The organism is Ruegeria sp. CDSA141 (assembly GCF_059612005.1).
In genome coordinates, this window is record NZ_JBXWPT010000018.1 from 1 (window position 1) to 20,153 (window position 20,153).

Annotated in this window: 19 protein-coding genes; 7 read left to right on the plus strand and 12 right to left on the minus strand. The window is 55.1% G+C overall.

Features of this window, described 5'->3' with window-relative positions:
* Positions 1-218: 218 nt before the first annotated feature.
* From AC2FLP_RS18590 to AC2FLP_RS18605, 4 genes are all read right to left on the minus strand, one after another.
* Entirely contained in the window at positions 219-503 is a 285-nt protein-coding gene (locus AC2FLP_RS18590; protein WP_299898865.1) for a YiaA/YiaB family inner membrane protein, read from the minus strand.
* A gap of 44 nt (positions 504-547) precedes the next feature.
* Positions 548-1,231, minus strand: a complete 684-nt coding sequence (locus AC2FLP_RS18595) for a PspA/IM30 family protein (protein ID WP_299898863.1) — start codon at positions 1,229-1,231, stop codon at positions 548-550.
* A 92-nt stretch (positions 1,232-1,323) separates the two neighbouring features.
* Positions 1,324-1,914 carry a TetR/AcrR family transcriptional regulator gene (locus AC2FLP_RS18600; protein ID WP_496685523.1) on the minus strand — a complete coding sequence of 197 codons (591 nt, stop codon included), beginning with the start codon at positions 1,912-1,914 and terminating at the stop codon, positions 1,324-1,326.
* Between the two features lie 56 nt (positions 1,915-1,970).
* Positions 1,971-2,345 carry a hypothetical protein gene (locus AC2FLP_RS18605; protein WP_299898859.1) on the minus strand — a complete coding sequence of 125 codons (375 nt, stop codon included), beginning with the start codon at positions 2,343-2,345 and terminating at the stop codon, positions 1,971-1,973.
* A gap of 91 nt (positions 2,346-2,436) precedes the next feature.
* Here AC2FLP_RS18605 and AC2FLP_RS18610 point away from each other — a divergent pair, with 91 nt between their 5' ends.
* The gene (locus tag AC2FLP_RS18610) at positions 2,437-3,195 is read left to right on the plus strand and encodes an alpha/beta fold hydrolase (protein WP_496685521.1); all 759 of its coding nucleotides are present in this window, start codon (positions 2,437-2,439) and stop codon (positions 3,193-3,195) included.
* Here the strand turns inward: AC2FLP_RS18610 and AC2FLP_RS18615 are convergent, their stop codons facing one another.
* The 6 genes from AC2FLP_RS18615 to AC2FLP_RS18640 form a co-directional block, all read right to left on the minus strand.
* A complete protein-coding gene (locus tag AC2FLP_RS18615; protein ID WP_117869568.1) occupies positions 3,196-3,381 on the minus strand; it encodes a hypothetical protein in 186 nt (61 codons plus the stop codon).
* Positions 3,382-3,474: 93 nt separating this feature from the next.
* Positions 3,475-3,852 carry a rhodanese-like domain-containing protein gene (locus AC2FLP_RS18620; protein ID WP_496685518.1) on the minus strand — a complete coding sequence of 126 codons (378 nt, stop codon included), beginning with the start codon at positions 3,850-3,852 and terminating at the stop codon, positions 3,475-3,477.
* Positions 3,853-3,931: 79 nt separating this feature from the next.
* Positions 3,932-5,284: an HlyD family type I secretion periplasmic adaptor subunit gene (locus AC2FLP_RS18625; protein ID WP_298855778.1), complete on the minus strand. Its 1,353-nt coding sequence runs from the start codon at positions 5,282-5,284 to the stop codon at positions 3,932-3,934.
* 2 nt (positions 5,285-5,286) lie between these two features.
* Positions 5,287-7,509 (minus strand): type I secretion system permease/ATPase, encoded by a 2,223-nt coding sequence (locus tag AC2FLP_RS18630; RefSeq protein WP_496685515.1) that lies wholly within the window; start codon positions 7,507-7,509, stop codon positions 5,287-5,289.
* A gap of 39 nt (positions 7,510-7,548) precedes the next feature.
* Positions 7,549-9,489: a type I secretion protein gene (locus tag AC2FLP_RS18635; RefSeq protein WP_496685512.1), complete on the minus strand. Its 1,941-nt coding sequence runs from the start codon at positions 9,487-9,489 to the stop codon at positions 7,549-7,551.
* Positions 9,490-9,619: 130 nt separating this feature from the next.
* A complete protein-coding gene (locus AC2FLP_RS18640) occupies positions 9,620-11,902 on the minus strand; it encodes a hypothetical protein (RefSeq protein ID WP_496685509.1) in 2,283 nt (760 codons plus the stop codon).
* A gap of 763 nt (positions 11,903-12,665) precedes the next feature.
* Between AC2FLP_RS18640 and AC2FLP_RS18645 the strand changes: the two genes are divergently transcribed.
* The 4 genes from AC2FLP_RS18645 to AC2FLP_RS18660 all read left to right on the plus strand — a co-directional run bounded on the left by AC2FLP_RS18645 (position 12,666) and on the right by AC2FLP_RS18660 (position 15,211).
* Entirely contained in the window at positions 12,666-13,256 is a 591-nt protein-coding gene (locus AC2FLP_RS18645; protein ID WP_299898843.1) for a helix-turn-helix transcriptional regulator, read from the plus strand.
* A complete protein-coding gene (locus AC2FLP_RS18650) occupies positions 13,249-13,746 on the plus strand; it encodes a hypothetical protein (protein ID WP_299640899.1) in 498 nt (165 codons plus the stop codon). Before AC2FLP_RS18645 ends, AC2FLP_RS18650 begins: the two co-directional genes overlap by 8 nt.
* Positions 13,747-14,014: 268 nt before the next feature.
* Positions 14,015-14,791 carry an integrase arm-type DNA-binding domain-containing protein gene (locus AC2FLP_RS18655; RefSeq protein ID WP_496685505.1) on the plus strand — a complete coding sequence of 259 codons (777 nt, stop codon included), beginning with the start codon at positions 14,015-14,017 and terminating at the stop codon, positions 14,789-14,791.
* A gap of 18 nt (positions 14,792-14,809) precedes the next feature.
* Positions 14,810-15,211, plus strand: a complete 402-nt coding sequence (locus AC2FLP_RS18660; RefSeq protein WP_299898839.1) for a tyrosine-type recombinase/integrase — start codon at positions 14,810-14,812, stop codon at positions 15,209-15,211.
* Between the two features lie 189 nt (positions 15,212-15,400).
* On the opposite strand, the gene AC2FLP_RS18665 is transcribed toward AC2FLP_RS18660, so the two are convergent.
* Positions 15,401-15,790: a nuclear transport factor 2 family protein gene (locus AC2FLP_RS18665; protein WP_299898837.1), complete on the minus strand. Its 390-nt coding sequence runs from the start codon at positions 15,788-15,790 to the stop codon at positions 15,401-15,403.
* A 135-nt stretch (positions 15,791-15,925) separates the two neighbouring features.
* On the opposite strand from AC2FLP_RS18665, the gene AC2FLP_RS18670 reads away from it, so the two are divergent.
* The gene (locus tag AC2FLP_RS18670; RefSeq protein ID WP_299898835.1) at positions 15,926-17,128 is read left to right on the plus strand and encodes an alpha/beta hydrolase; all 1,203 of its coding nucleotides are present in this window, start codon (positions 15,926-15,928) and stop codon (positions 17,126-17,128) included.
* 315 nt (positions 17,129-17,443) lie between these two features.
* A complete protein-coding gene (locus tag AC2FLP_RS18675; protein WP_496685502.1) occupies positions 17,444-18,547 on the plus strand; it encodes a linear amide C-N hydrolase in 1,104 nt (367 codons plus the stop codon).
* A 485-nt stretch (positions 18,548-19,032) separates the two neighbouring features.
* On the opposite strand, the gene AC2FLP_RS18680 is transcribed toward AC2FLP_RS18675, so the two are convergent.
* Entirely contained in the window at positions 19,033-20,040 is a 1,008-nt protein-coding gene (locus AC2FLP_RS18680; RefSeq protein ID WP_496685500.1) for a helix-turn-helix domain-containing protein, read from the minus strand.
* Positions 20,041-20,153: the final 113 nt, after the last annotated feature.

The following is a 20,153-nucleotide window of genomic DNA, read 5'->3' on the forward strand; positions in this document are numbered from 1 at the left end:
GACGGCAACAGCGCTGTCGAAGCCAAGGTCAAGGCCGAAGTCGCAGACCTCTGCGCCAAATTCCCGATCTATCCGAACTTGTAATCGGCCCATCTTCTAACAAAAAACGGCGTCCCGGCGGCGCCGTTCTTTTTTTCAGACCACTTGCCCATATGACTGAATGCTGGCGTCAGAGATACCGTTGGGCCAAGCGCCGTGGTTACACGGCGCGGCTTTGATCAACCGTCAGATGACGGCTCATTAAGTACATCCTCCAACAATTTTTCATTTCGCGCCTCTTCAATCCGATTGATGCGATCCTCGGCCGAGCGCGCGTCGAAGCGATATTTGACCACGTTTATCAGGCTAAGTGTCAGCAGAACGATACCCATGCCCCAATAGCCCTTGGTAGCCAGCGGAACATCGGTCGACAGGTACAGTGAAATAGCCAGCAAAGCGTAGGCAACAGCAACGCCTGCGCCGTTCAACATGAGAATAAGGGCATTTTCGTTTCGATTGGTCATTGGAAGTCTCCTGTTGTCAAAGCATGTTGATATTGGTCGGATTTTCAATTGTCTGTTTGCGCCTTGAGGCGCTTCAGAACATCTGATGCGGTTGCCCGCGTTTTGGGGCCATATCCGGCTTCTTCCATTCGGGCAGCAAGGTTTAAGTGGTCCATCCCGGCGTCAATCTCTCGCAAGATTTCGGATTGCTCGAACGGGTCATCCTGTTTCATCACGCGAGCAATCAGCGCCTCAGCTTCGTCTATCGGGCTGTCGCCGCCCAGATGTCGGTTCAGCAACTTTTGCAGCCCTTGCTCTCGTTTTACGGCGCGTGCAGAGATTGCACCTTGCTTGAGATCCAGAATGCGGCGGCTCGCCGCCTGAACTGAATGGCGCAATTGCAGGATGCGCGTTTCGAGCCGGCCCTCGGTCTGTTTGCGCAGCGCCAATTCGTTTTCCAGATCTGCAACCGCCTGCGCCGCGGTTTGGGCAAGATCCTGTCGATCGTCCTCCAACGCCTGACACGCCCGCGCCATCAGGTCGTCAATACGGGCTTGCAGGGTCTCGACCTGTCGGATTTCACTACGCTGCTTCTGAATCAGGCTGGCCAGCGTCAGCTTTGCCGCCTTGAGGTTCTGTTCTGCTTCGCGGATTTTCTGATCAATCAGTTCAATAGAAAAACTGTCCCTCAAGCGGTTTTCGGCCTTGGCGTTTGCACCATCAATCAAGGTCTTCAGGGTACTGAACATGTGTTCCTCCATTTCATGAACATCGTTCACATCATGGAGATAACAACCCAATGAACGCCGTTCAAGTATTTTTGTGAACACCGTTCAGGAAACTATTTGTTTCCAATACGTGAAAGAACCTGCGCGATCATGCGTTCGATCTGTTCTGGCGGCACACCTGAAATGCGGTTTTCAAGCCCAAGGGTGACGATCCCGTGAACCGACGAGAACAGCGCGCGCGTCATCAGATCCATCTCAACCCGATCCAGTTCGTGAAACAGTTCGCTGACCGGCTCAGCAATGAAGGAAAACAACTCTTTCAACGCGTTGCGATACCAGTCGGGCACAGGGCCATCATCGGACATCTGCAAGTCGAACAAGGCCCGCCACAGGTTCGCGTTTTCATCGGCGAAATACAGATAAGCCGTGCTCATGACAATCAACCGCTGCACCGGAGGTTCACTGCCGTCAAAAGACGTACCGACTGCCTGCCCCAGACGTTTGAACGTACGCCCGTTCACGGCCATGACAATTGCGTTGAGATCCTCAAATACGTTGTAAATCGCGCCCAGCGCACATCCGGCATCTTTGGCCAGATCCCGTGCCCGAAGGTCGCTCAGGCCATTCTGGTCAATGCGGGTTTCTGCCGCCTCGACCAGCTTTTCGCGGAGCAGTTCACGCCGGATCTGTGCTTTCGTTGACATCGCGCCCTCGGGATTGAACCACGTTCAGAACTCAGCGCATAGTCCAGAATGCAAGGTCAGATCAAGCCGCGCCACCACAGAAAGACCAGCAGCAGTGTCGCCAATGCCAGCATGTTGAAAGCCAGCCCTCCCAACAGGCCGAGGAACCAGCCCCATCTGCGGTCGGCAAGGTTGATGGACCCCAGATGATCCTGCACCACATCGGACGCCTTGATCAGCTTGGGATTATCCAGAACCAGCCTCAGCTTGGGATGAGATGCCATCGCCTCGGCCCGGGCCAGAAACAGCGCCTGCTTGTAGACGCGGCGCGGCAGTCGGCGTTTGGCCTTGCGGATCGACGCCTCGAGCGTCCTGTCGCGCACTCCAATTTTTGCGCGCAGCAAAACAACCGTCTCGGCGATCCGGGTTTGAATGTCTGGGTCCTGCGACATATGTTGCCTCCTGCGGGGGCAATCTAACGGCAGCTACAAAGACCTACAATGGGGCTGGTCGTTTCCAGCGGTGACTTGTATCACGCGAAACATGCTGAACACGATAGTACATGGTGAACCAACCGCCCGACCGCCTCTTGTGATTGCCCATGGCCTATATGGATCGGCCCGAAATTGGGGCGTGATTGCCAGACGGTTATCGGACGAGCGGCAAGTTGTTGCAGTCGACATGCGTAACCACGCCTACAGTGCGTGGGATCCTTGCCATGACTATCCCCATCTGGCGCAGGATATTGCCGAGGTCATCGAGCAGATTGGCGGGACAGCAGATGTGCTAGGGCATTCAATGGGCGGTAAGGCCGCGATGACACTTGCGCTGCAACACGGCGCCCTGGTGAACAAAATGGTGATCGCAGATATTGCGCCGGTGAAATACACGCACAGCCAAATTCAGTTTATCGAAGCCATGCGTGCCGTGGACTTCTCGCGCATTGCACGCCGCTCGGATGCCGAGCAGCAATTGGCCGAGCAGGGCGTTGAAAAAGCATTGCGGAGCTTTTTCACCCAATCGCTGGACATCAAGGGAAAGCGTTGGTTGCTGAACCTGGATGTGTTGGCAGACCAGATGCCAAATATCATGGGCTTTCCAGATCTGGACGCCCTGTGGCAAGGTTCCGCGCTGTTCCTGTCAGGGGGCGCGTCAAACTACGTCCTGCCTGAGCATCGCGATAAAATCCGCACGTTGTTTCCCGGAGCGCGTTTTGCTAAAATCCCCGGTGCCGGACATTGGCTGCATGCCGAAAAACCGCGTGAGTTCGAAGCTGCCGTCAGGACATTCCTGAACGCCTGATCACGCGCCTTGATACAGCCGCCGGGCCACCATCCAGGATGCCGGAGCAGCGAGTACAGCCCCTGCGGCTGCGGCGCCAACGATCGCGCTGACAGACACCATTCCAGCCGACAGCACGGCGATAATGGCCGAACCTGACAGAGCAGTTGCAATCAGTGAATACAGCATAGCGGCAAGACGAAACATGGCCGGGTTTTCCTTCTGATGACTTCCGGCCAAATGTTTCACGATTCGAATGTGTTGCACTTTGATTTGTGTCAGATGCAGGCTGTTCCGGACCTAGGATTTGACGGTTTCACCGCCTCCATTCACCCAGTCGGCCAACCCACCGAGATTATACACCTTCTGATATCCCATATCCTTCAGAAGCTTTCCGGCCAAAGCCGCGCGCCCACCTGATGCGCAGTACAACACGATGGGGCGTTCCTTGCGCAGTTCGGGGTCATGTGATTGCAATGCATCGTCTGCCCGAAATTCCAGCATGCCACGGGGTATATGATGCGCCCCGGCGGCGCGACCAGTGTTTTCCAGCTCATTCGCATCGCGAATATCCAGCAGCAGCCCCCCCAGTTCGATCATGGCCTTTGCCTGGGCTGTATCGATACGCTCGACCACCGCATTGGCGGCCTCCATCATGTCTTTGACCGTCACCGGCATGCAAGTTCTCCTCTACGTCGCCGCGCAGAGGTTAACATGCGAGAATTAGAAGGTGTAGGCGTGAAGGAGAGCGACCGCGTTATTGCTCCCGAAACGCGCGCGACATGCTGTCTGATACCGGTTTGGCGATATAGGCCGCAAAGGTGCGTTCTTCGGTTTGAATCATGATTTCAGCGGGCATCCCCGGGGTCGGAACAAAGCCGCTGACGCGGTGCAACTCATCCGGAGTGAGTGAGATCCGCGCAAGATAGACTTCTTGCGGAACACCGGTCGAATCCTCAAGCAGTGAATCGGCCGAGATATAGAAGACTTCTCCGTACAAAACAGGCGTCGTGCGCTGATTCAATGCGATCAGGCGTACAGTGGCGGTCTGTCCCGTAACAACACTGTCAATCTCGGTGCGCGGAATCTGTGCCTCGATGATCAGGGGTGCATCTGCGGGCAGTATCTCGGCTATCGGTTCCCCGGTTTCAATCACACCGCCCGGCGTATGATAGTGCAATCGCACCACCGTTCCGGTCACAGGCGCGCGCACTACGGCCCGGTCAAGAACGCTGCGGGCCTGACGGGATTTTTCACGGACGCTTTCCAGATCGGCTTCGATAACGCCCAGTTCGTCCAGCGCGGCCTCACGATAGGCGGACCGCGTACGCGTAATCTGCTCGTCATATTTCAGCAGCATCTGGTTGATTTCGGCGGCTTCCGCCTGCAACCGGGCCTGCTGCCCTTCGGCTTCGGCCTGAACACGACGGATAGTGTTCAAATCCCCTTTGCGAACAAGGCCTTTCTCGAACAGCTGGCTCTTGGCCTCAAACTCCTCCTGCAATATCTCGGCTCGCCGGGTCATGCTGTCCAGCTGAGCCTCAAATCCGCTGGCCCGGATTTTCAGCGCTTCCATGTTGCGTTCCAACAGCGCCAAGTCATTCAGCAGAGTTTTGCGCGACACATCGAAGCTGAGCTTTTGCCCGTCAAGAATGGCCATTATTTCAACATCTTTGGCGGCTTCGATCAGTTCCGGCGAAAACACGAGGCGGTCGCGTTCCCCGTACTCCGCCAGCAGCCGCTCGGTCATAGCCTGAAGGCGCAGCTTGCGAATAAACAGCTCACGCTCATTGGCCTGGGCCGAAGTCTGATCCAACGTCATCAGCACCTGACCCGCCTGAACCGACTGACCTTCCACAACTTTGATGTCTTCGATGATGCCGCCCTCAAGGTGTTGTACTATCTTGTTCCGACCCGTGGCGACGAAGCTGCCTTGCGCGATGACCGCAGCGGCCAGCGGAGCGCTGAAGGACCAGACCCCGAAACCGCCGAAACACACGACAAGCATGACCAGCCCGATCACAATGAACCTGTTGATCGAGCGTGGAACCTCAGCATACCACACATCTGGATCATTGTCGGAGTTGTTCACAGGTACGAGGTCGTTCATGGTCAGCCCCCCTGCCGGCCTTCAATGCCGGTCTGTTTGCGCGGCCCATTGAGCTGCTGAAGAACCTGGTCTCGCTGACCGAACAGGGCCACGCGCCCGTCGGTCAAAAGCATGATCTTGTCGACAACATTCAACAGCGTTGGTTTCTGCGTGATAACAACCACGGTGATCTTGCTCGCACGCGCCTGCTCAATGGCACGCGCAAGCGCTTTGTCCCCAGCGACGTCAAGGTTTGAGTTCGGCTCATCCAGCACAACCATTTTGGGGTTGCCAAAGAATGCCCGCGCCAGTGCGATACGTTGTTTCTGACCACCGGATAAGGGCGACCCATCAGCGGCCACCACGGTCTCATATCCCTGCGGCAGGGTCGCAATCATGTTATGAACATCGGCCAGAACGGCGGCATCGTGAATCTGTTCGTCTGTGGCATCCACCCGCATCCGTCCGATATTGTCCTTGATCGTGCCGGGGAATAGCTGAACATCCTGTGGCAGGTAGCCGATGCTTTCGCCAAACTGGCGCGGGTCCCAGTTGCGGATGTCCATCAGGTCAAGCCTTACACTACCCGATGTGGGCAGAATGGACCCGACAAGAGTTTTCCCAAGCGTGGTTTTCCCCGCACCTGAATTGCCGATAATGGCCAGTGTTTCGCCGGGAACCAGCGAGAACGTAATACCGTTCAGAACCACGCGTTTGGTTCCGCCCGGCACATAGAGCAGACGTTCGACATCCAGACGACCTTCGGGGCGAGGCAAGCGCAGTTTTTCGTATTGCAGGGCCGAGGTCGATAGCAGCGCCTTGATCCGCCCATAAGACCCGCGTGTCAGCAGATAGCTGTTCCACCCTTCAATCGAGCCTTCAATTGGCGCAAAGGCGCGCCCGGCAATGATCGAGGCCGCAATCACCATACCACCCGTGATCTCTCCCTGCAGGGCCAGAAACGCGCCCCAGCCCAGTATTCCGATCTGCGTCAGCAGGCGAACGGCGCGCGAAATTGCAGCGAAGATCACGTTTCGGTCCTGTGCCCGTACCTGCCAGGTCAATGATTGGGCTGTGTCCCGCCCCCAGATTCGCACTGCTTCGGGGATCATCGCCAAAGCGTTAATGATCTGGCTGTTGCGCGACATCGAATCCAGATGCAGGTTCGCCATGGACTGCGCCTTATTTGCCTCGGCAAACGGCTTGGCTGTCATTTTTTGGTTGATCAGCGCAATCGTCATCAGGATCAGCGCAGTAACCACCACGATCATCCCCAGTTCCGGATGCACCAGAAAAATCATCAGGATGAACAATGGCGCAAACGGCACGTCCAGAAACGAGATCAGCGTACCGGACACCAGGAAACCACGAAGCTGTTGCAGATCGCCCAACGTCTGATACTCGCGCCCGTTTCCATGCAACGACGCATGGGCCGCCGCGCTAAGTACTGGTGCGCCCAGCCGGGCCGCCACCTCAACGCCCGTGCGCATAAGCATGAACCGCCGCACCGCATCGAAGGCAGACTGAAAAACCACCGCCCCCGCAACGATAGCCGTCAGCATGATCAGCGTGTCCAGCGACCGGCTGGTCAGGACCCGGTCACTGATTTGAAACAGATAAATCGGAATCGCCAGGATCAGGACATTCGTGGCGCAGGTCAGGACCAGAACAAACGCAAGATTGCGCCAGATTGCCCGTGTCGAAACGCGTAACGTGCGCTGGAAATCCTCGGGCGGGGTGCGTTTGTGGAAGGTTTGGGGTGGCCCGTTCCCATCACCGCCGCCGGTCTTCGTTTGCAACAGTGGCTGGTTTGCCTTGGCCTCGATCGTGGTGCCTATGCCGCTCTCACCGGGTGCGCGCGCAGAGGGGGTCTTGCGCGCAGTTGAGTCACCGGCGGATGTCGGATCCAGGCCGTCGGCGTCGGCCACCCCATTGCCACCACCCACCGGGTCTTCATCTTGCGCGGGCTGCGGCTGTGCACGCTGATGGGGAGGATCAGCGCGCCGTTGTTCGCGTGCGTGTTTTTGGTCTACGGATTGCTGCGACTCTTCAGTCTCAACCGTCGCATTTTGATCTGGCTCAGGCACACGCATCTCCTGCGTCAGGTGCAATCGGGCTTTGACCTTTTGTGCCCGTGTCGTAGGATCCGGGCCATCGCCAGCGCACTGACGCTGTGGACCCAAACCGCCCTGCCTGTCCAATGGACTGGATAAGAATGGACGGCGCGACGAAAAAACAATCGACATTTACAAACCTTCTGGTCACTCGGTAACAATTCGGGAGGGTCAGGCCAGCATGGTTTGCAGGCCATCATCTGGTGTCGTTGCGTCAGTGGATGGTGCGTTCAATGCCAGTGCGGCATCCGGTTGCGGCATGGACATGTCGTCCATGATTGCAGCGATTGCCTCATTGGTCATCTCGGTGATTTCTTCGTTGTTTGGAACGTCAATCAGGCTGGCTTGATGAAGCAGCAGGTCAGAGTAAGACCCGTCAGCGGCCATAACAGTTGAATCCACACCCATTTTGGTCAGGTTCGCGGCGTTCAACAGGGCGTTGCTGCCAGCGACGACCTCGGTATCGGCTGCATTTGGACCGGACAGGTCAATCTGATCCTGATCCAGCATCATGGTGACCTGCTCAACGATGTTCACCTGCAACAAGTCTCCGTCGATCTTGAGCACGCGCAACTGCTCCATCCCGGCGAACATGGGATCGTTGAGCAACGCATCCTCCAGCGCATCCATATCCGTTTGTTCAAGCGCCATGGCGTCGGACAGGTTCTGTTGCAAATCCTGATGAGTATCTTCGCCTATCGTTTTGACGGACGCGTCATTCATGATCAGGTTTTCATCATCTCCGGTCATTGCCCCGGGCATACCACCGCTGATGATATCATCATCCATCAGGGCGCTGGTCTGATACAACATATCCACGGAAATCATGTTTCCATCGATCATGATCAGGTCATAAAAGCTGCCCAGCTGTACTATGTCGGTGACATTGAACATCTCGTTATCGCCCATCGCGTACAACGTCGATGCGGCCGAAATCTCTGTCTGAATGTTGTCGACATCCGTGGCGTCGATAACCTGCTTGATGAAGTTTGCCACAACCAGATCACCGTGCACCCAATCCACAACGATGAATTCGGGTTGTCCGGAGGTTCCGGCGGCGTCATCAAGCCAGGGAGCAACGCGGCCTTCGACTTCGATCTTCGAGGACTGAATCACATCGGTGCCACTGCCCGCGCCCGGCGCCCCCACATCCCAATCAGATACAAGCGCAACCTGGCTTATGGCGGTAAGGCTGATCACCTGCCCTCCGACGGCGATATAGGGGGCATCAACCCAACCTACGGATGCCGAGAAGGCATTGATCGCAAGGTTGCCTCCGGTCACGACAAGGTGTCCGTCGTCAAATTCAGGATCCTTCGACTGATCCCACTCGTCCGGAAGCATGGCCTCTGCCACGTCCTCGCCTTCTTCGTCCTGTTGATGGAACTCAGGCAGAATGTCCGTCCAGACTGGGGCCTCGTCAACATACTTGCCATTGACGATCGCACCCAACGCGTCATCGCCATGGAACTGATGCACGGTAACGCCGTCCACGTTCGCGCTCAACGGGGTCAGCATCTGCTGGGCCAGCGCCTCAACCATCTCGGTTGATTTGTAATCCGCGAGTGAAAACGATGGGGCTGCCACGCCATGAAACGACAACGCCAGGTCCAGAACCTCTTCGCCCTGAGCGATCAGCGCCTCGGTATCACGAAAGTCTCCTTCGCCCACCGTATCGTTGTCGCGCATGACCACCTTTTGCACGGTGAAGGTCATTGCCGAACCCAATGGCACTGTCTCGGGCCGCAGAACAATCAGCTCCGGCGCAGAAGACGGGCCGGATATGCTGTCCGGAACAAATCGCTGAGACACCGCGCTGTCACCACTTAGGATGACCGCTGACTCATACACCGGTCCATCAGGTGCTTGTGGTAATGGCAATTCTGGTTGAGAGGGAAGGAAATTGAATGGCAGGGCTTTATACTCGCCCGACGGGATATCCAGATCAGCTTTGATGTGAATCGAGGTCGGGTCCTCTAGCCCATCTATTTCAGCTTTCCGCCTCAGCGCGCTGAACTCCTCGTACTGATCCCTCAGTCGGGCCTGTTCAATCGTAATTTCAAAAGTTCCAACAAAATGCGCTATCGTTTCTGTAATACCGTCAAGTGCCATGTCGGTTATCCTTTATGCCCGCAACGGCTCGAAATTTCCGCTTTGGGTTCAGTTGGGCCGGGGCCGCGTTTTGCGGCCCCGGCATTTTCGAAAGTTGCAAGGCCCGAAAATGCGAGCCCTGCCGTTTGACTTAAACGTCTGTGTCGTCGCTGGCGTGGGACATGGTCATCGAACCACCCACCATGGTCGTATCGACCGTGTTGCCCAGAACGTTGGCGCCCATGATGATCGACTGGTTGAACGCAGACGTATCAACGACTGCTGCAGCCGATGCATAGGACTCTCCGGTTACGATGCCATCGCCACCATTGTTCGCGCCCCAGGCACCACCATTGCCGCCGGCACCACCGTCGCCTGAATAGGCGCCGCCGCCGTTACCACCGGTGATCGTGCCACCCATGGTATCACCTGACGTTGCGCTGCCCATCGAAGCTCCGCTGGTTCCGCCGTCTGCGGCGGATGCGCCACCGGCACCACCGTAGCCCGAGTCGGCCGAACCGGTCGCGTCGCCGGAGCCGGTCGATGTGGCATCATTGTCGGAACTGCCTTCACCACCGTATCCGGCAATTGCCTCGGCCAGGCTGTCAGCCGCGCCGTTTGTATCGGCATCTCCGAAGACGTCCGCTGCTCCGCCATCGCCCGCGGTATTTGCGGCATCGGCAGACCCTGCTCCGTTTCCGGTAGACGTCGATGTTGGCGTTGTACTGCCGCCCGCGCCGCCGTCGCCGTCAGCAGCTGACGTTCCGGTACCGGCCGCATCAGCAGCGCCGTCGGCCGCGTTTGACCCTCCGTTACCGCCGCTGCCGTCGGTATCTTGCGAATTGCTGGCTGCGCCGTTCACGTCACCCGGGCTCTGGTCAATATCCGGCCCGCTTGCCGACTGATCACCAACGCCCTGAGCATCGGAATTCGCGTCAGCGGTTCCACCAGAACCGTCGCCGCCCGAGCCGTCGCCGCCGGAACCGTCGCCGGCTGTTCCGTCGCCACCGGTTCCATCACCGCCGGTTCCGTCACCGCCTTCGCCTGCTTCAGCGTCAATCATGCCTAGCTCTTCCTGCAGAGCCATGATTGCAGCTTCCACCATCGCGCCGAAGCCACCTTCACCGTCGCCGCCGGTGCCGTCGCCGCCAGTTCCGTCACCGCCAGTGCCGTCACCGCCAGTTCCGTCGCCACCGGTTCCGGTTCCACCAGAGCCGTCAGCCGAGCTGTCCGCGCCGCTGTCAGCAGTGCCATCCGCTGTGTTGTCACCAGCAGTGGCATCATTTGCGTCGGTGTTGCTGTCGCTGGTGTTCGAGGCCGAACCATCTGCCGCAGCGTTACCATCACCACCGTCCGCTCCGGACGCGTCCGCGGCGTTATCCGCCGTCCCGGTACCCGTTCCAGTCGAGTCGGAGTCGCTGTCGCCGCCGTTTGCGTTACCGGCTGCATTCGAACCGGACAGACCCAGCCCCAGACCCAGACCAAACGAATCCGCACTGCCGCCGGCTCCGCCGGTTCCCGTACCATCGGCACTTGTGCTGCCATCGTTGTCAGACGACGCTGAGCCATCCGCGGCACCACCATCTCCACCGGCACTGTCACCGTCGGATCCTGCGCCCGCCATACCAACACCATTGCTGGCATTGCTCGCGTCACCGGTCGATCCGCCCCGGCCGCCGCTGGAATCGGCATCGGCACTGCCGGTGTCACCACCGTCAGCCCACGCGTGGCTACCCAGCGTTGATGAATCGGCCGCACCACCATAGCTGGTTCCGCCGTCACCCGATTTACCGCCGGTAGCATCCGAACTGATGCCTTCAGCCGCAGTTGCCGTGCCACCATTGGCGTCGCCGTTCTGGTAGAAGTCGGCATTGTTGGATACGCTCGGTGAATCCAACGTGTCATCATCACTCAGACTGGCGACCTGGCTGTTCACGGATGACATCGCTGTTCCGGCGCCATCCATCGAGACATCCAGATTCATGTCATCGCCGGGATCATAGGTCAGATCACGGCCAGCCGTGATCACGTCACCCACTGTGGCCGAGTCGCCGAGATCCAGATCAACCTGATCGTCGTCGCGCGGAATCCACTCGCCGCCGCCGAAATCAATGTTGATTTCGTTGTTGTTGGAGTTGTCGTTGGTGTTGTCTCCGGCATTAAGCGTCTGATCTTGATCCTGACCTTGGTCCTGATCCTGACCCTGGTCCTGACCTTGGTCTTGGCCTTGGTCCTGACTCTGATCCTGGCCCTGGTCCTGACCCTGTTCGTTGGCGTTTTCTACGTTTTGGTCCTGCTGCTGCTGTTGCGCAGTCACGTCGGCTTCGACAAGAGCCTCATCAACCTGAATTTCAACATCCACCGGAGCATCCAAGTTTTCGACAATAATTTCGTCAACGGTCGTTACATTGGTATTGTTTACATTGCGTCTCATAACTAATTCCCATTTCTGGAACGCCTGACCGCCATTCATCTACAAAGCGGCAACGGGCGTGATTGAAACAAAATTCCCCACACAGCGTTCGAACACACTGAATGCGGTAAACATTAGTTTTCCTGAGGCCACCTCCTTTCCCGGCTAAGCCGAAAACGCGACCGCTCTCAATCAATGCTGAAATGCGCAAGGAACGGACACGACAGGGACAGACGCTTTGACAATTAAAGCCCGCCCATGTTTGCAGCGGTATGCGTTCGCGACTAGCTAACTGAAAGTTCTGATAAGGTTAACTTGTTGTTTTTAATATTTATTTTGTAAGAATTTGAGGCTGCCGCCAAACCACGCCCAAAAGTTCTATATGAAGAAAGTAACAAAAAATAAGTGCAATTGTTTCCGCCAGTTACACAAATTCGCGCAAGAAAACCTAACCAATAGTTCTATATTCCCGACACACGAACTATACCATCTGGTTGTAGAAATTCACGCTTTCTGCTACAATTAAACATACGTAATTCTTTGATTAGTTAACTACTTTTGCTCCGGTAATTAGATTTCAATAACGCAATTTCCGGTTAACCCCGCTTTGTGAGGGAGTGTAATGAGTGAGTCTTTGATCAATAAAACTGGCAGTCACGGTATTTGTTCAGAAGATTTTCCGATTATCTTCCTCGGAAAGGAACTATTCTATTCAAATCAAACTCTAAGAAGCGTTCAAACTGAATATGGGATCTGCGCTTTTCGCTTCGAAACACTCGAGGCCATGCGCGAACATGTTCCGGACAGCGGCAAGATCGTCGTTGTGGATCAGATGTTGATCGAAGACCTGCTGGCGCGTCCCAGGGCATATACCAATAGTACAGGTTCCGGTTGCCTTGCCTTTGCCTATCGCAAGGAGGATTCGGCCAGACACATGTTCGAAAGCTGGAACCGTGCGCAGTTTGGAGATGTTGGCTTTCTGCCGATGAATGTCGCACCGGACGCGTGGCGCGCCATCCTCAGATTGCTGATGCATGAAGAACTATATCTTCCCAGTTTTCTGGCTGACTGTGTCTCTTCCCCCTGTCAACAAGCGACTGATAGACCTCGGGACCGGGAAACTATTGCATCGAACGGCGTGGATCGGCATGCACAATACTCCAAGCTGACACGCCGCGAAAAGCAGGTTCTGCAACTGGTCTCACAAGGCAAAAGCAACAAACTGATTGCGGCCAAGCTGGGCATCACAGAACACACGGTCAAGCTGCACATGCATAATGTTGTCGGCAAGATTGGTGTCAGCAACCGGACGGCGGCGGCTCATTTCTATTTCGAGGTTGCGCCTCATGAGGCGCAGCAGACAGCCTTTGACTGATCCTTTTGAAGCCCGGTTCGACCGCCTGATCCTTTTGGTCGGCAGGCTGAACTATATGTGGACCAACACCGAGAGCCTGTTGATCCACCTGATCGCCGGGCTGACCGACACGTCGAAGGACGTTGCCGTCATCATTTTCCTGACTTTGAACACCACCCGGGCGCGAATCGATCTGGTTGAAAGACTTGCAAAAATGGAAGGGCGTCCGGCCCTGATCCGCGATCCGATCCTTGAGCATACACAACGGCTGGCCAAGCTTTCTGGTATTCGCAACAAGTACAACCATTGCATCTATTCCTTCGACCCTGAAAGCGGAAACCCGAAAACAATCCTAATGCGGATTGCTGACCGCAAAACCGACATAAAACTTGGCCGTGAAGACACCGTCGACGAGAATGCCCTGCGCCAGATCGAAGCAGTCGTTGAACAGCTGTCAGCCGCAAACAGGGACATTTGGAAACTGATCCGACAATTGGGGTTTCCGGTTTAGGCTAACCATTATGGCACAATTGAACAGCGGAGTTCTGTGGGGTCATCGCAGCGCCCGCAAGATCGCCGCCGCGCATTCGACCAAGCACATGTAAGTCATTGCACAATTTTGGAATTCTTGTGTGGTGCGGGCGGTGAGCACCATGTTTCCGTCGCAACATGGTGCAAATCAAACGAACTCTGTTGCTAGTGTTGGGTTTTGCAAGTTTCACTTGTAGCAACTTGTGTCAACATGTTGCAAATCAACCCACAGCAAGTGTGGGGCAGATATGGCAAGAGGCGATAACTGGCTTTCCGCAACTCAAGTAAAGAACGCGCCTTCCGGCAGCGTCATTCAAGACGGCGGCGGGCTATCCCTAAAAACGTCAAAGAATGGCGGGCGCTGTTTTTACCGATTCCAAATTAACGGCAAGCGTCGGGACATGGGGTTGGGTTCGTATCCTGACATGTCGCTATCGGACGCGCGCAGGGAGCGTTCAAAGTGGGCCGCTTATGCTGAGCGCGGCGAAGATCCGATTGCAGAGCGTGAGCGTCAGAGGCTTGAAGCGGAGAACAGCCAAACGACCCGACCTTTGAGGAAGTGGCGGCAATGGTGTTTGAGGCGCGGAAGGAAAGTCTTCGCGGTGATGGTGTGCGCGGACGCTGGTTCTCCCCTGAAAGCTCTATGTAACGTCAAGATTAGCAAGCGCCGTGTCAGCACCCTAGCTGCGCGTGACATTCACGACGCGCTGAAACCGATCTGGCGCATCAAACACGAAACCGCAGACAAAGCCCTCTATCGAAAACGGATGGTGCTACGTCAGGCGAAGCTTATGGACTACGAGGCAAAACCGTTCATCTGTGACAAAGCTCGTCATATGCTCGGATATGCAGATCGGGTTTCACAGCCCCTTCCCGCGACACCATGGCAAGAAGTTCCTGATCTATATTCGAGGCTCGACAAAGAACACCCCTCTTACCTGGATCTGCACTTCACGATTTTGACGGCGGCGCGGGGAATGCCGGTGCGCGGGGCTCGTTTCAGTGAGATTGACGGCGACATGTAGACTGTCCCGCAAGAACGGATGAAGGGAGAACGGGGCAAGGTGCAAGATTTCCGCATTCCGCTCTCAAACGAAGCGCTGAACGTCGTCGAGCAATGCAGATCCACGGCCCGAAACGACTTCCTTTTTCCCAGCCCGCGCGCTGCGGGCGGTGTAAGCAACGTAGCAATGTCAATGGTATTGAAGCATTTGAATGAAGCCGGGCGTGTCAATGGCTTCCACACGTCGTTCAGGACGTGGGTGCAGGATACCGAGGCGGCAGGGTTCGAAGTCGCTGAAACTGCGCTGGCCCATATAGTCGGCAACAAGGTCGAGCGGGCCTATGCGCGCTCGGATCTGCTGGATAAGCGGCGCATCCTCATGCAGAAGTGGGCCGATTACGTGAGCCAGACTGAGGCAAAGGTCGTGCAGCTTCGCGGTTAGATCGGCGGCGGCTCGGTTCGTCTACGACACAATTTTTGTACACTCTGGGGGCTAGACCTAGAAACAAGCATATTTTAACTGCAGTTTCACGCCAAATTGCGGACGGTCGGCTGAATTTTGGCTGAGACCGAATTGCGGACGAAGCACCAAGTCGCTGCGGCTGCGCCAAGGCCTGCTTTTGCCAGGCTGTCATCCATTCCCTGTTTGATGTGAGTACGCATCTGCGTCAAACCATCCTCGTGAAGCCTGAACTTCCATCTCATGGTTCAAATCCCATTCCTCCCAACCATGGATTTTGAGAGGATTGCCACTGGTTGCGTCATGCCCCGTGAAAGTCCACAGAAAGAGCGCGTGCTGCCCGGAAATGCGCACGTCATCGCAGGTGAGCGTCAGGTCTGGCACATCTCTGAAAAAGCCATCTGCCATATCCTGCACCCGGTCCCGACCGGACCACGGCTCACCCAGATTGATCACGATCTCGCCGTCCTGGGCATAAAATGAAGCAACGGCCTCAGCGGATTTCGAGTTCCAGGCATTTGTGTAATCCTGTGCCATTTGCGCGATTTTCATGGTGTCCATCTTAACTTCCTCTGTGACTTCAGTTGTCTCAGGAATGTCACCGAACCACTACGTTTGCGCTTGAGGAAGACCTTGGGAAACTCTTAGGATTTTCCTGTGATTGACCCAATTGCGAAAGAAGACACAGTGCGAGCTATGCAAAAGTATAAGTTTGGCAGTTTTGTTCTCGACCCCGAGCAGCACAGTCTGATGCATTCAGGAGCACCGGTTTCGATTGAACCGAAGGTGTTCGATCTCTTGTTGCTTTTGGTGAAAAACGCAGGTGAGTTGATCAGCCGCGACACATTGATCGAACGCATCTGGCAAGGGCGTATTGTCTCAGAATCTGCGATCAGCGCCTGCGTTGCCGCAGCGCGACGCGCGGTCGGCGATGACGGGCAATCTCAGGCAGTAATCCGAACCGTGGCGCGGCGCGGCTTTTTATGTTGTGCCGAGGTGGAGGTTGTTGAAACCGCTGATGATGCCCAATCCAGAGAGCTTTCGCTACGGCTCCAGTTCACGAAAAACCGCGAAGACAAGTCTCTCGCCTATACCGTAACAGGCGAAGGGCCTCCGATCATCTACACGACTTTTGGCGGAACCAGTATCGAAGCCGACTGGAATTCCCCGTTTTTTCGCCCGTTGCTCGACGCAATCCGCGCGAATAACACGCTGGTACGCTTCGACGAAATGGGCAGCGGCCATTCTGATCTTGAAATGGACTCCGCAGGGGTCGAGGCCGTCGCCTATGATCTGTTGAGTGTTGCCGATGCCATCGGGCTGGACCGGTTCAGCTTGTTCAGCCAATCGGGCTCGGCCCTTTCCGCGGTATTTCTGGCCGCGCACTATCCAGACCGGGTTCAATCCATGGTTTTGAATGGCGGTTATGTTGAAGGCCGGAATGTGCGGCAGAATACCACTGGCACCCCAGAAATGCTGGGCATGATCTCCGAAGGGTGGAATAAGCCGGATAGCAGCTTCCTATTGGCCTATTCGTTGCTTTACTTCCCAGAAGGCCCGCTGGATCTGGCCAAGGATATCGTCGAGATCCTGCAAAAGTCCTGTCCGGCAGAAAACATGTTGCGCATGCGGAAATCGCATAGCGATGCGTCGGTGGCTGACCTCTTGCCCATGGTGCAATGCCCAACGTTAATCGTTCATGCCCGCAACGATTCAATCCACCCGCTGTCCCAGGCCCGCAAATTGGCCGCAGGCATCGCAAGTTCTGAACTACTGGTTCTGGATTCGGCAAATCACGTTCCCATGCCCAAAAGCCCGGATTGGAACGCATTTCTGGAGGCCACGCTGAGCTTCTTAAATGGGAATATGGATCACTTTAGAAAGCCAAATACTCAGTAGCGATCAGCGCTACTTCTACCCAATCTGTGCACAGCTACTTAACAACTTCAGACATTCACCCAACGCGCGGCATCAGTTGCTTTGGGCTCAAAGTGGACCTTCGCTGTATCTGCGATGAATGTCTGCCATGCGGACTTGCCCGACGTTCGCACCTAATGTGTTTATCCACCCGAATGGCCAAATCATTGTCATTCACGATCATCGCAGCGAATGATGGCTTTGAACTTGAATCTTGCATGTCAGCTGTCATTTCGATCCGATTCAGTTTCGCTACCGTAACTAAAACAGCGCAAGGTTAAAAAAGGAAGTAGGCCAATGAAACAAGTTAGTGTTCTGAAGCTAAGTAAGCTTGTGAGTTCGGCGTTGTTGGCCGTGGCTATAACGACTCAATGCGCCTTGGCATGCACAGGAATCGTTCTTAAGTCGGCAGACGGCACAACAGTGCCTGCGCGGACCATGGAATTTGGTTTTGACATTCAGTCAAATATTTTTGCGGTTCCATCCGGGACATCGATTGAAACACTCGGTTTGAATCCTGATGTGACGGGCTTCGCGTACGAGGCAAAATACGGCTTTCTAGGTGCAAACGGATTGGACATGCCAATTGTGTTTGATGGCGTTAACACAGAAGGCTTATACTTTGGCGCTTTTTACTTTGCCGGTGACGCGGTATTCTCTGAATTGACGGGTGAAAATCGCGACCGTGCCGTTTCATCCGAAGAAATGGGAAACTGGATTCTTGGCCAGTTCTCCACAGTCGCTGAAGTTAAAGCGGCACTTCCATCCATTGACGTCGTGGGTACGTACGTGGCCGAAATTGACGGATTTGCGCCGTTTCACTATGCGGTGACAGACTCAACGGGCGCCTCAATTGTTATTGAGTACACCAAGAGCGGCCTTACAGTTTATGACAACACAGTTAATGCTGTCACAAACAACCCATCTTACGATTGGCACCTGACCAATCTCAGAAATTATGTTGGCCTCCAAAGTGAAAATCGCGGTTTGATGACAGTAGGCTCAGAAAACATCGCGCCATTCGGACAAGGCAGCGGCCTGTTGGGCTTGCCGGGTGACCATTCATCTCCAGCTCGATTTGTCCGAGCTGTTGCTTTCGCGAACACATCTCTTCCGTCTGATGACGTTGACGACGCAATATTTAAAGCATTCCACATCTTGAACGTTTTTGACATTCCAAAGGGCTCTATTCGCGAGGCAGTTGGCGATGGCATACACACTGACTACACACTATGGACGTCAGCAGCTGACATAACCAACGCGCGTTACTTTTATAAAACGTATTTGACCCAAAGCGTTGAGAGCATTGACGTTAAAAAAGCTGTGTCGTCGATAAAAGAGCCTACAACGCTTATCATGGAAAGTGGTTTCAAGGTCCGTGACAGAACGGGTGAGTTTTAATATCGATGACTGGTAAATTTCTTTTTTTGATTGCCCGATTGGTGGACTCGGCTCCGCCAAGGGCATCTGAGGCAAATGCGACAGCATCGAAATACGAACCCCGTAATTGACGGTCAAATTTTGGTCGCAACCGGTACTCACTACCTCATGAGATCGAAGACTTAGGCAAAATATCTGCCCGCTGTAACGACTGCTCCGGGCTCGGTGCAGACGTTCGCCCAAATATCGCGAGCGACCGCAATGCGGACAAGTTTGCCGTTGGCTCTTTGGTTGCTGAGGACCGGTCTCAGCCCGAAGCGGACCTTCGCAACCAAGCTTTGCTAACTCCGAAATACACAACGAAACGGCCAGTTGCAGAGGTTGTATCGGCGGTGGCAACCAACCATTCATGTCGTCGACTAACCTGTTCAACGTCGCACTACAACTTCTCCGAACTGATCCCACGAGGACCTAATCTTCGAAGCGTTCATTTGGCTCGACCACATTTACTTGCTTCGGAACTTGGTCGGTGTCATTCCGGTTTGACCTCGGAAAAAGCGAGTGAAATGGGACTTGTCGGAATAGCCGAGCATCAGACCAATCTCCGCAATTGTCATCTGGTCTTCTTTGAGGTGCTCTTTGGCGACATCGACACGCAGCCGTTTGATTTCACGGGGTAGCGTTGTGCCTTGTTTTTGAAGCGCTTTCAGAAACCGTTCCGGTTGTATTCCCAGCATTCCAGCCACCATCTCTGGTCCCAAATCGGTTTCATCCAGTTTGTCGCGTAAGACAGATCGCAAAGCTGCCACCACGGTTACTTCTTCATCTTGTCGAAGTGATGCTATGGGCTTGGCAGAACCCTCAGAGACGTGGTGCAAAAACAACCATTCCACAGGAAAACTAATTTGCATTCCGGGATCAGTCCCAAGGCCAACCTCGATCCCTTTGTAGTCGATAGGCAGCCCATTGATGTATCTGCTTTCCCATCGCACACGGGAAGAGTCCCAGGACTCTCCGACGACGGTCTGCAATAGGCGTACATAGATTGCGGCACCAAAACCGGTCACCTGAATGGGTGGGACGGTTGGTTCCTGTTGCCTCTCGATACGATAAGTCGCTTTGTCTGCTTCAATGACAAGGCTGTGCCGCACAGAATTGGACTCCTGCGGCACGAGCTCAACAAAGCGGGTAAAAAACTCGAACAGCGTTTTTGTAGATTGCAAGGCTTGAGCGAAGGGCGGCCATCCTTGTAGGTCAAACGCTTCCCCTACATTCAGTCCTAGGTATCGATCCCCTGATACTTCTGAGAAAGCATTTACCAAGCCGTAAACCAACTCGGAGTGAACGAACACGGATGGGTTAGTCATCAGTTCAGCTTTCAAGCCGACCTGATCCAATGCTGGTTGCGGATTGATCTTACGTTCGGTGAGATATTGCAGAAAGGGAGCGGCTAAAGAGAGGCGAACAAAGCCCTCGCTATGCTCTCGGGAGGTGGAGTTGAAAGGCAAGCTCATAACCCTTGTTGGATTAGCTTTAAGAAGTGGCCATTTTTGCAGTCACATTCGTACATCCTAATTCAAAAGGGGCAACCGAGCCAATGAATTCCAGACTATAGTTGGCAAAACAT

What these genes read in the sequence shown, in the direction of transcription:
- AC2FLP_RS18590 (WP_299898865.1), bottom strand. Translation starts at nt 503, where the DNA reads ATGACCAATCGAAACGAAAATGCCCTTATTCTCATGTTGAACGGCGCA.
- AC2FLP_RS18595 (WP_299898863.1), bottom strand. Translation starts at nt 1,231, where the DNA reads ATGTTCAGTACCCTGAAGACCTTGATTGATGGTGCAAACGCCAAGGCC.
- AC2FLP_RS18600 (WP_496685523.1), bottom strand. Translation starts at nt 1,914, where the DNA reads ATGTCAACGAAAGCACAGATCCGGCGTGAACTGCTCCGCGAAAAGCTG.
- AC2FLP_RS18605 (WP_299898859.1), bottom strand. Translation starts at nt 2,345, where the DNA reads ATGTCGCAGGACCCAGACATTCAAACCCGGATCGCCGAGACGGTTGTT.
- AC2FLP_RS18610 (WP_496685521.1), top strand. Translation starts at nt 2,437, where the DNA reads ATGCTGAACACGATAGTACATGGTGAACCAACCGCCCGACCGCCTCTT.
- AC2FLP_RS18615 (WP_117869568.1), bottom strand. Translation starts at nt 3,381, where the DNA reads ATGTTTCGTCTTGCCGCTATGCTGTATTCACTGATTGCAACTGCTCTG.
- AC2FLP_RS18620 (WP_496685518.1), bottom strand. Translation starts at nt 3,852, where the DNA reads ATGCCGGTGACGGTCAAAGACATGATGGAGGCCGCCAATGCGGTGGTC.
- AC2FLP_RS18625 (WP_298855778.1), bottom strand. Translation starts at nt 5,284, where the DNA reads ATGAACGACCTCGTACCTGTGAACAACTCCGACAATGATCCAGATGTG.
- AC2FLP_RS18630 (WP_496685515.1), bottom strand. Translation starts at nt 7,509, where the DNA reads ATGTCGATTGTTTTTTCGTCGCGCCGTCCATTCTTATCCAGTCCATTG.
- AC2FLP_RS18635 (WP_496685512.1), bottom strand. Translation starts at nt 9,489, where the DNA reads ATGGCACTTGACGGTATTACAGAAACGATAGCGCATTTTGTTGGAACT.
- AC2FLP_RS18640 (WP_496685509.1), bottom strand. Translation starts at nt 11,902, where the DNA reads ATGAGACGCAATGTAAACAATACCAATGTAACGACCGTTGACGAAATT.
- AC2FLP_RS18645 (WP_299898843.1), top strand. Translation starts at nt 12,666, where the DNA reads ATGCGCGAACATGTTCCGGACAGCGGCAAGATCGTCGTTGTGGATCAG.
- AC2FLP_RS18655 (WP_496685505.1), top strand. Translation starts at nt 14,015, where the DNA reads ATGGCAAGAGGCGATAACTGGCTTTCCGCAACTCAAGTAAAGAACGCG.
- AC2FLP_RS18660 (WP_299898839.1), top strand. Translation starts at nt 14,810, where the DNA reads ATGAAGGGAGAACGGGGCAAGGTGCAAGATTTCCGCATTCCGCTCTCA.
- AC2FLP_RS18665 (WP_299898837.1), bottom strand. Translation starts at nt 15,790, where the DNA reads ATGGACACCATGAAAATCGCGCAAATGGCACAGGATTACACAAATGCC.
- AC2FLP_RS18670 (WP_299898835.1), top strand. Translation starts at nt 15,926, where the DNA reads ATGCAAAAGTATAAGTTTGGCAGTTTTGTTCTCGACCCCGAGCAGCAC.
- AC2FLP_RS18675 (WP_496685502.1), top strand. Translation starts at nt 17,444, where the DNA reads ATGAAACAAGTTAGTGTTCTGAAGCTAAGTAAGCTTGTGAGTTCGGCG.
- AC2FLP_RS18680 (WP_496685500.1), bottom strand. Translation starts at nt 20,040, where the DNA reads ATGAGCTTGCCTTTCAACTCCACCTCCCGAGAGCATAGCGAGGGCTTT.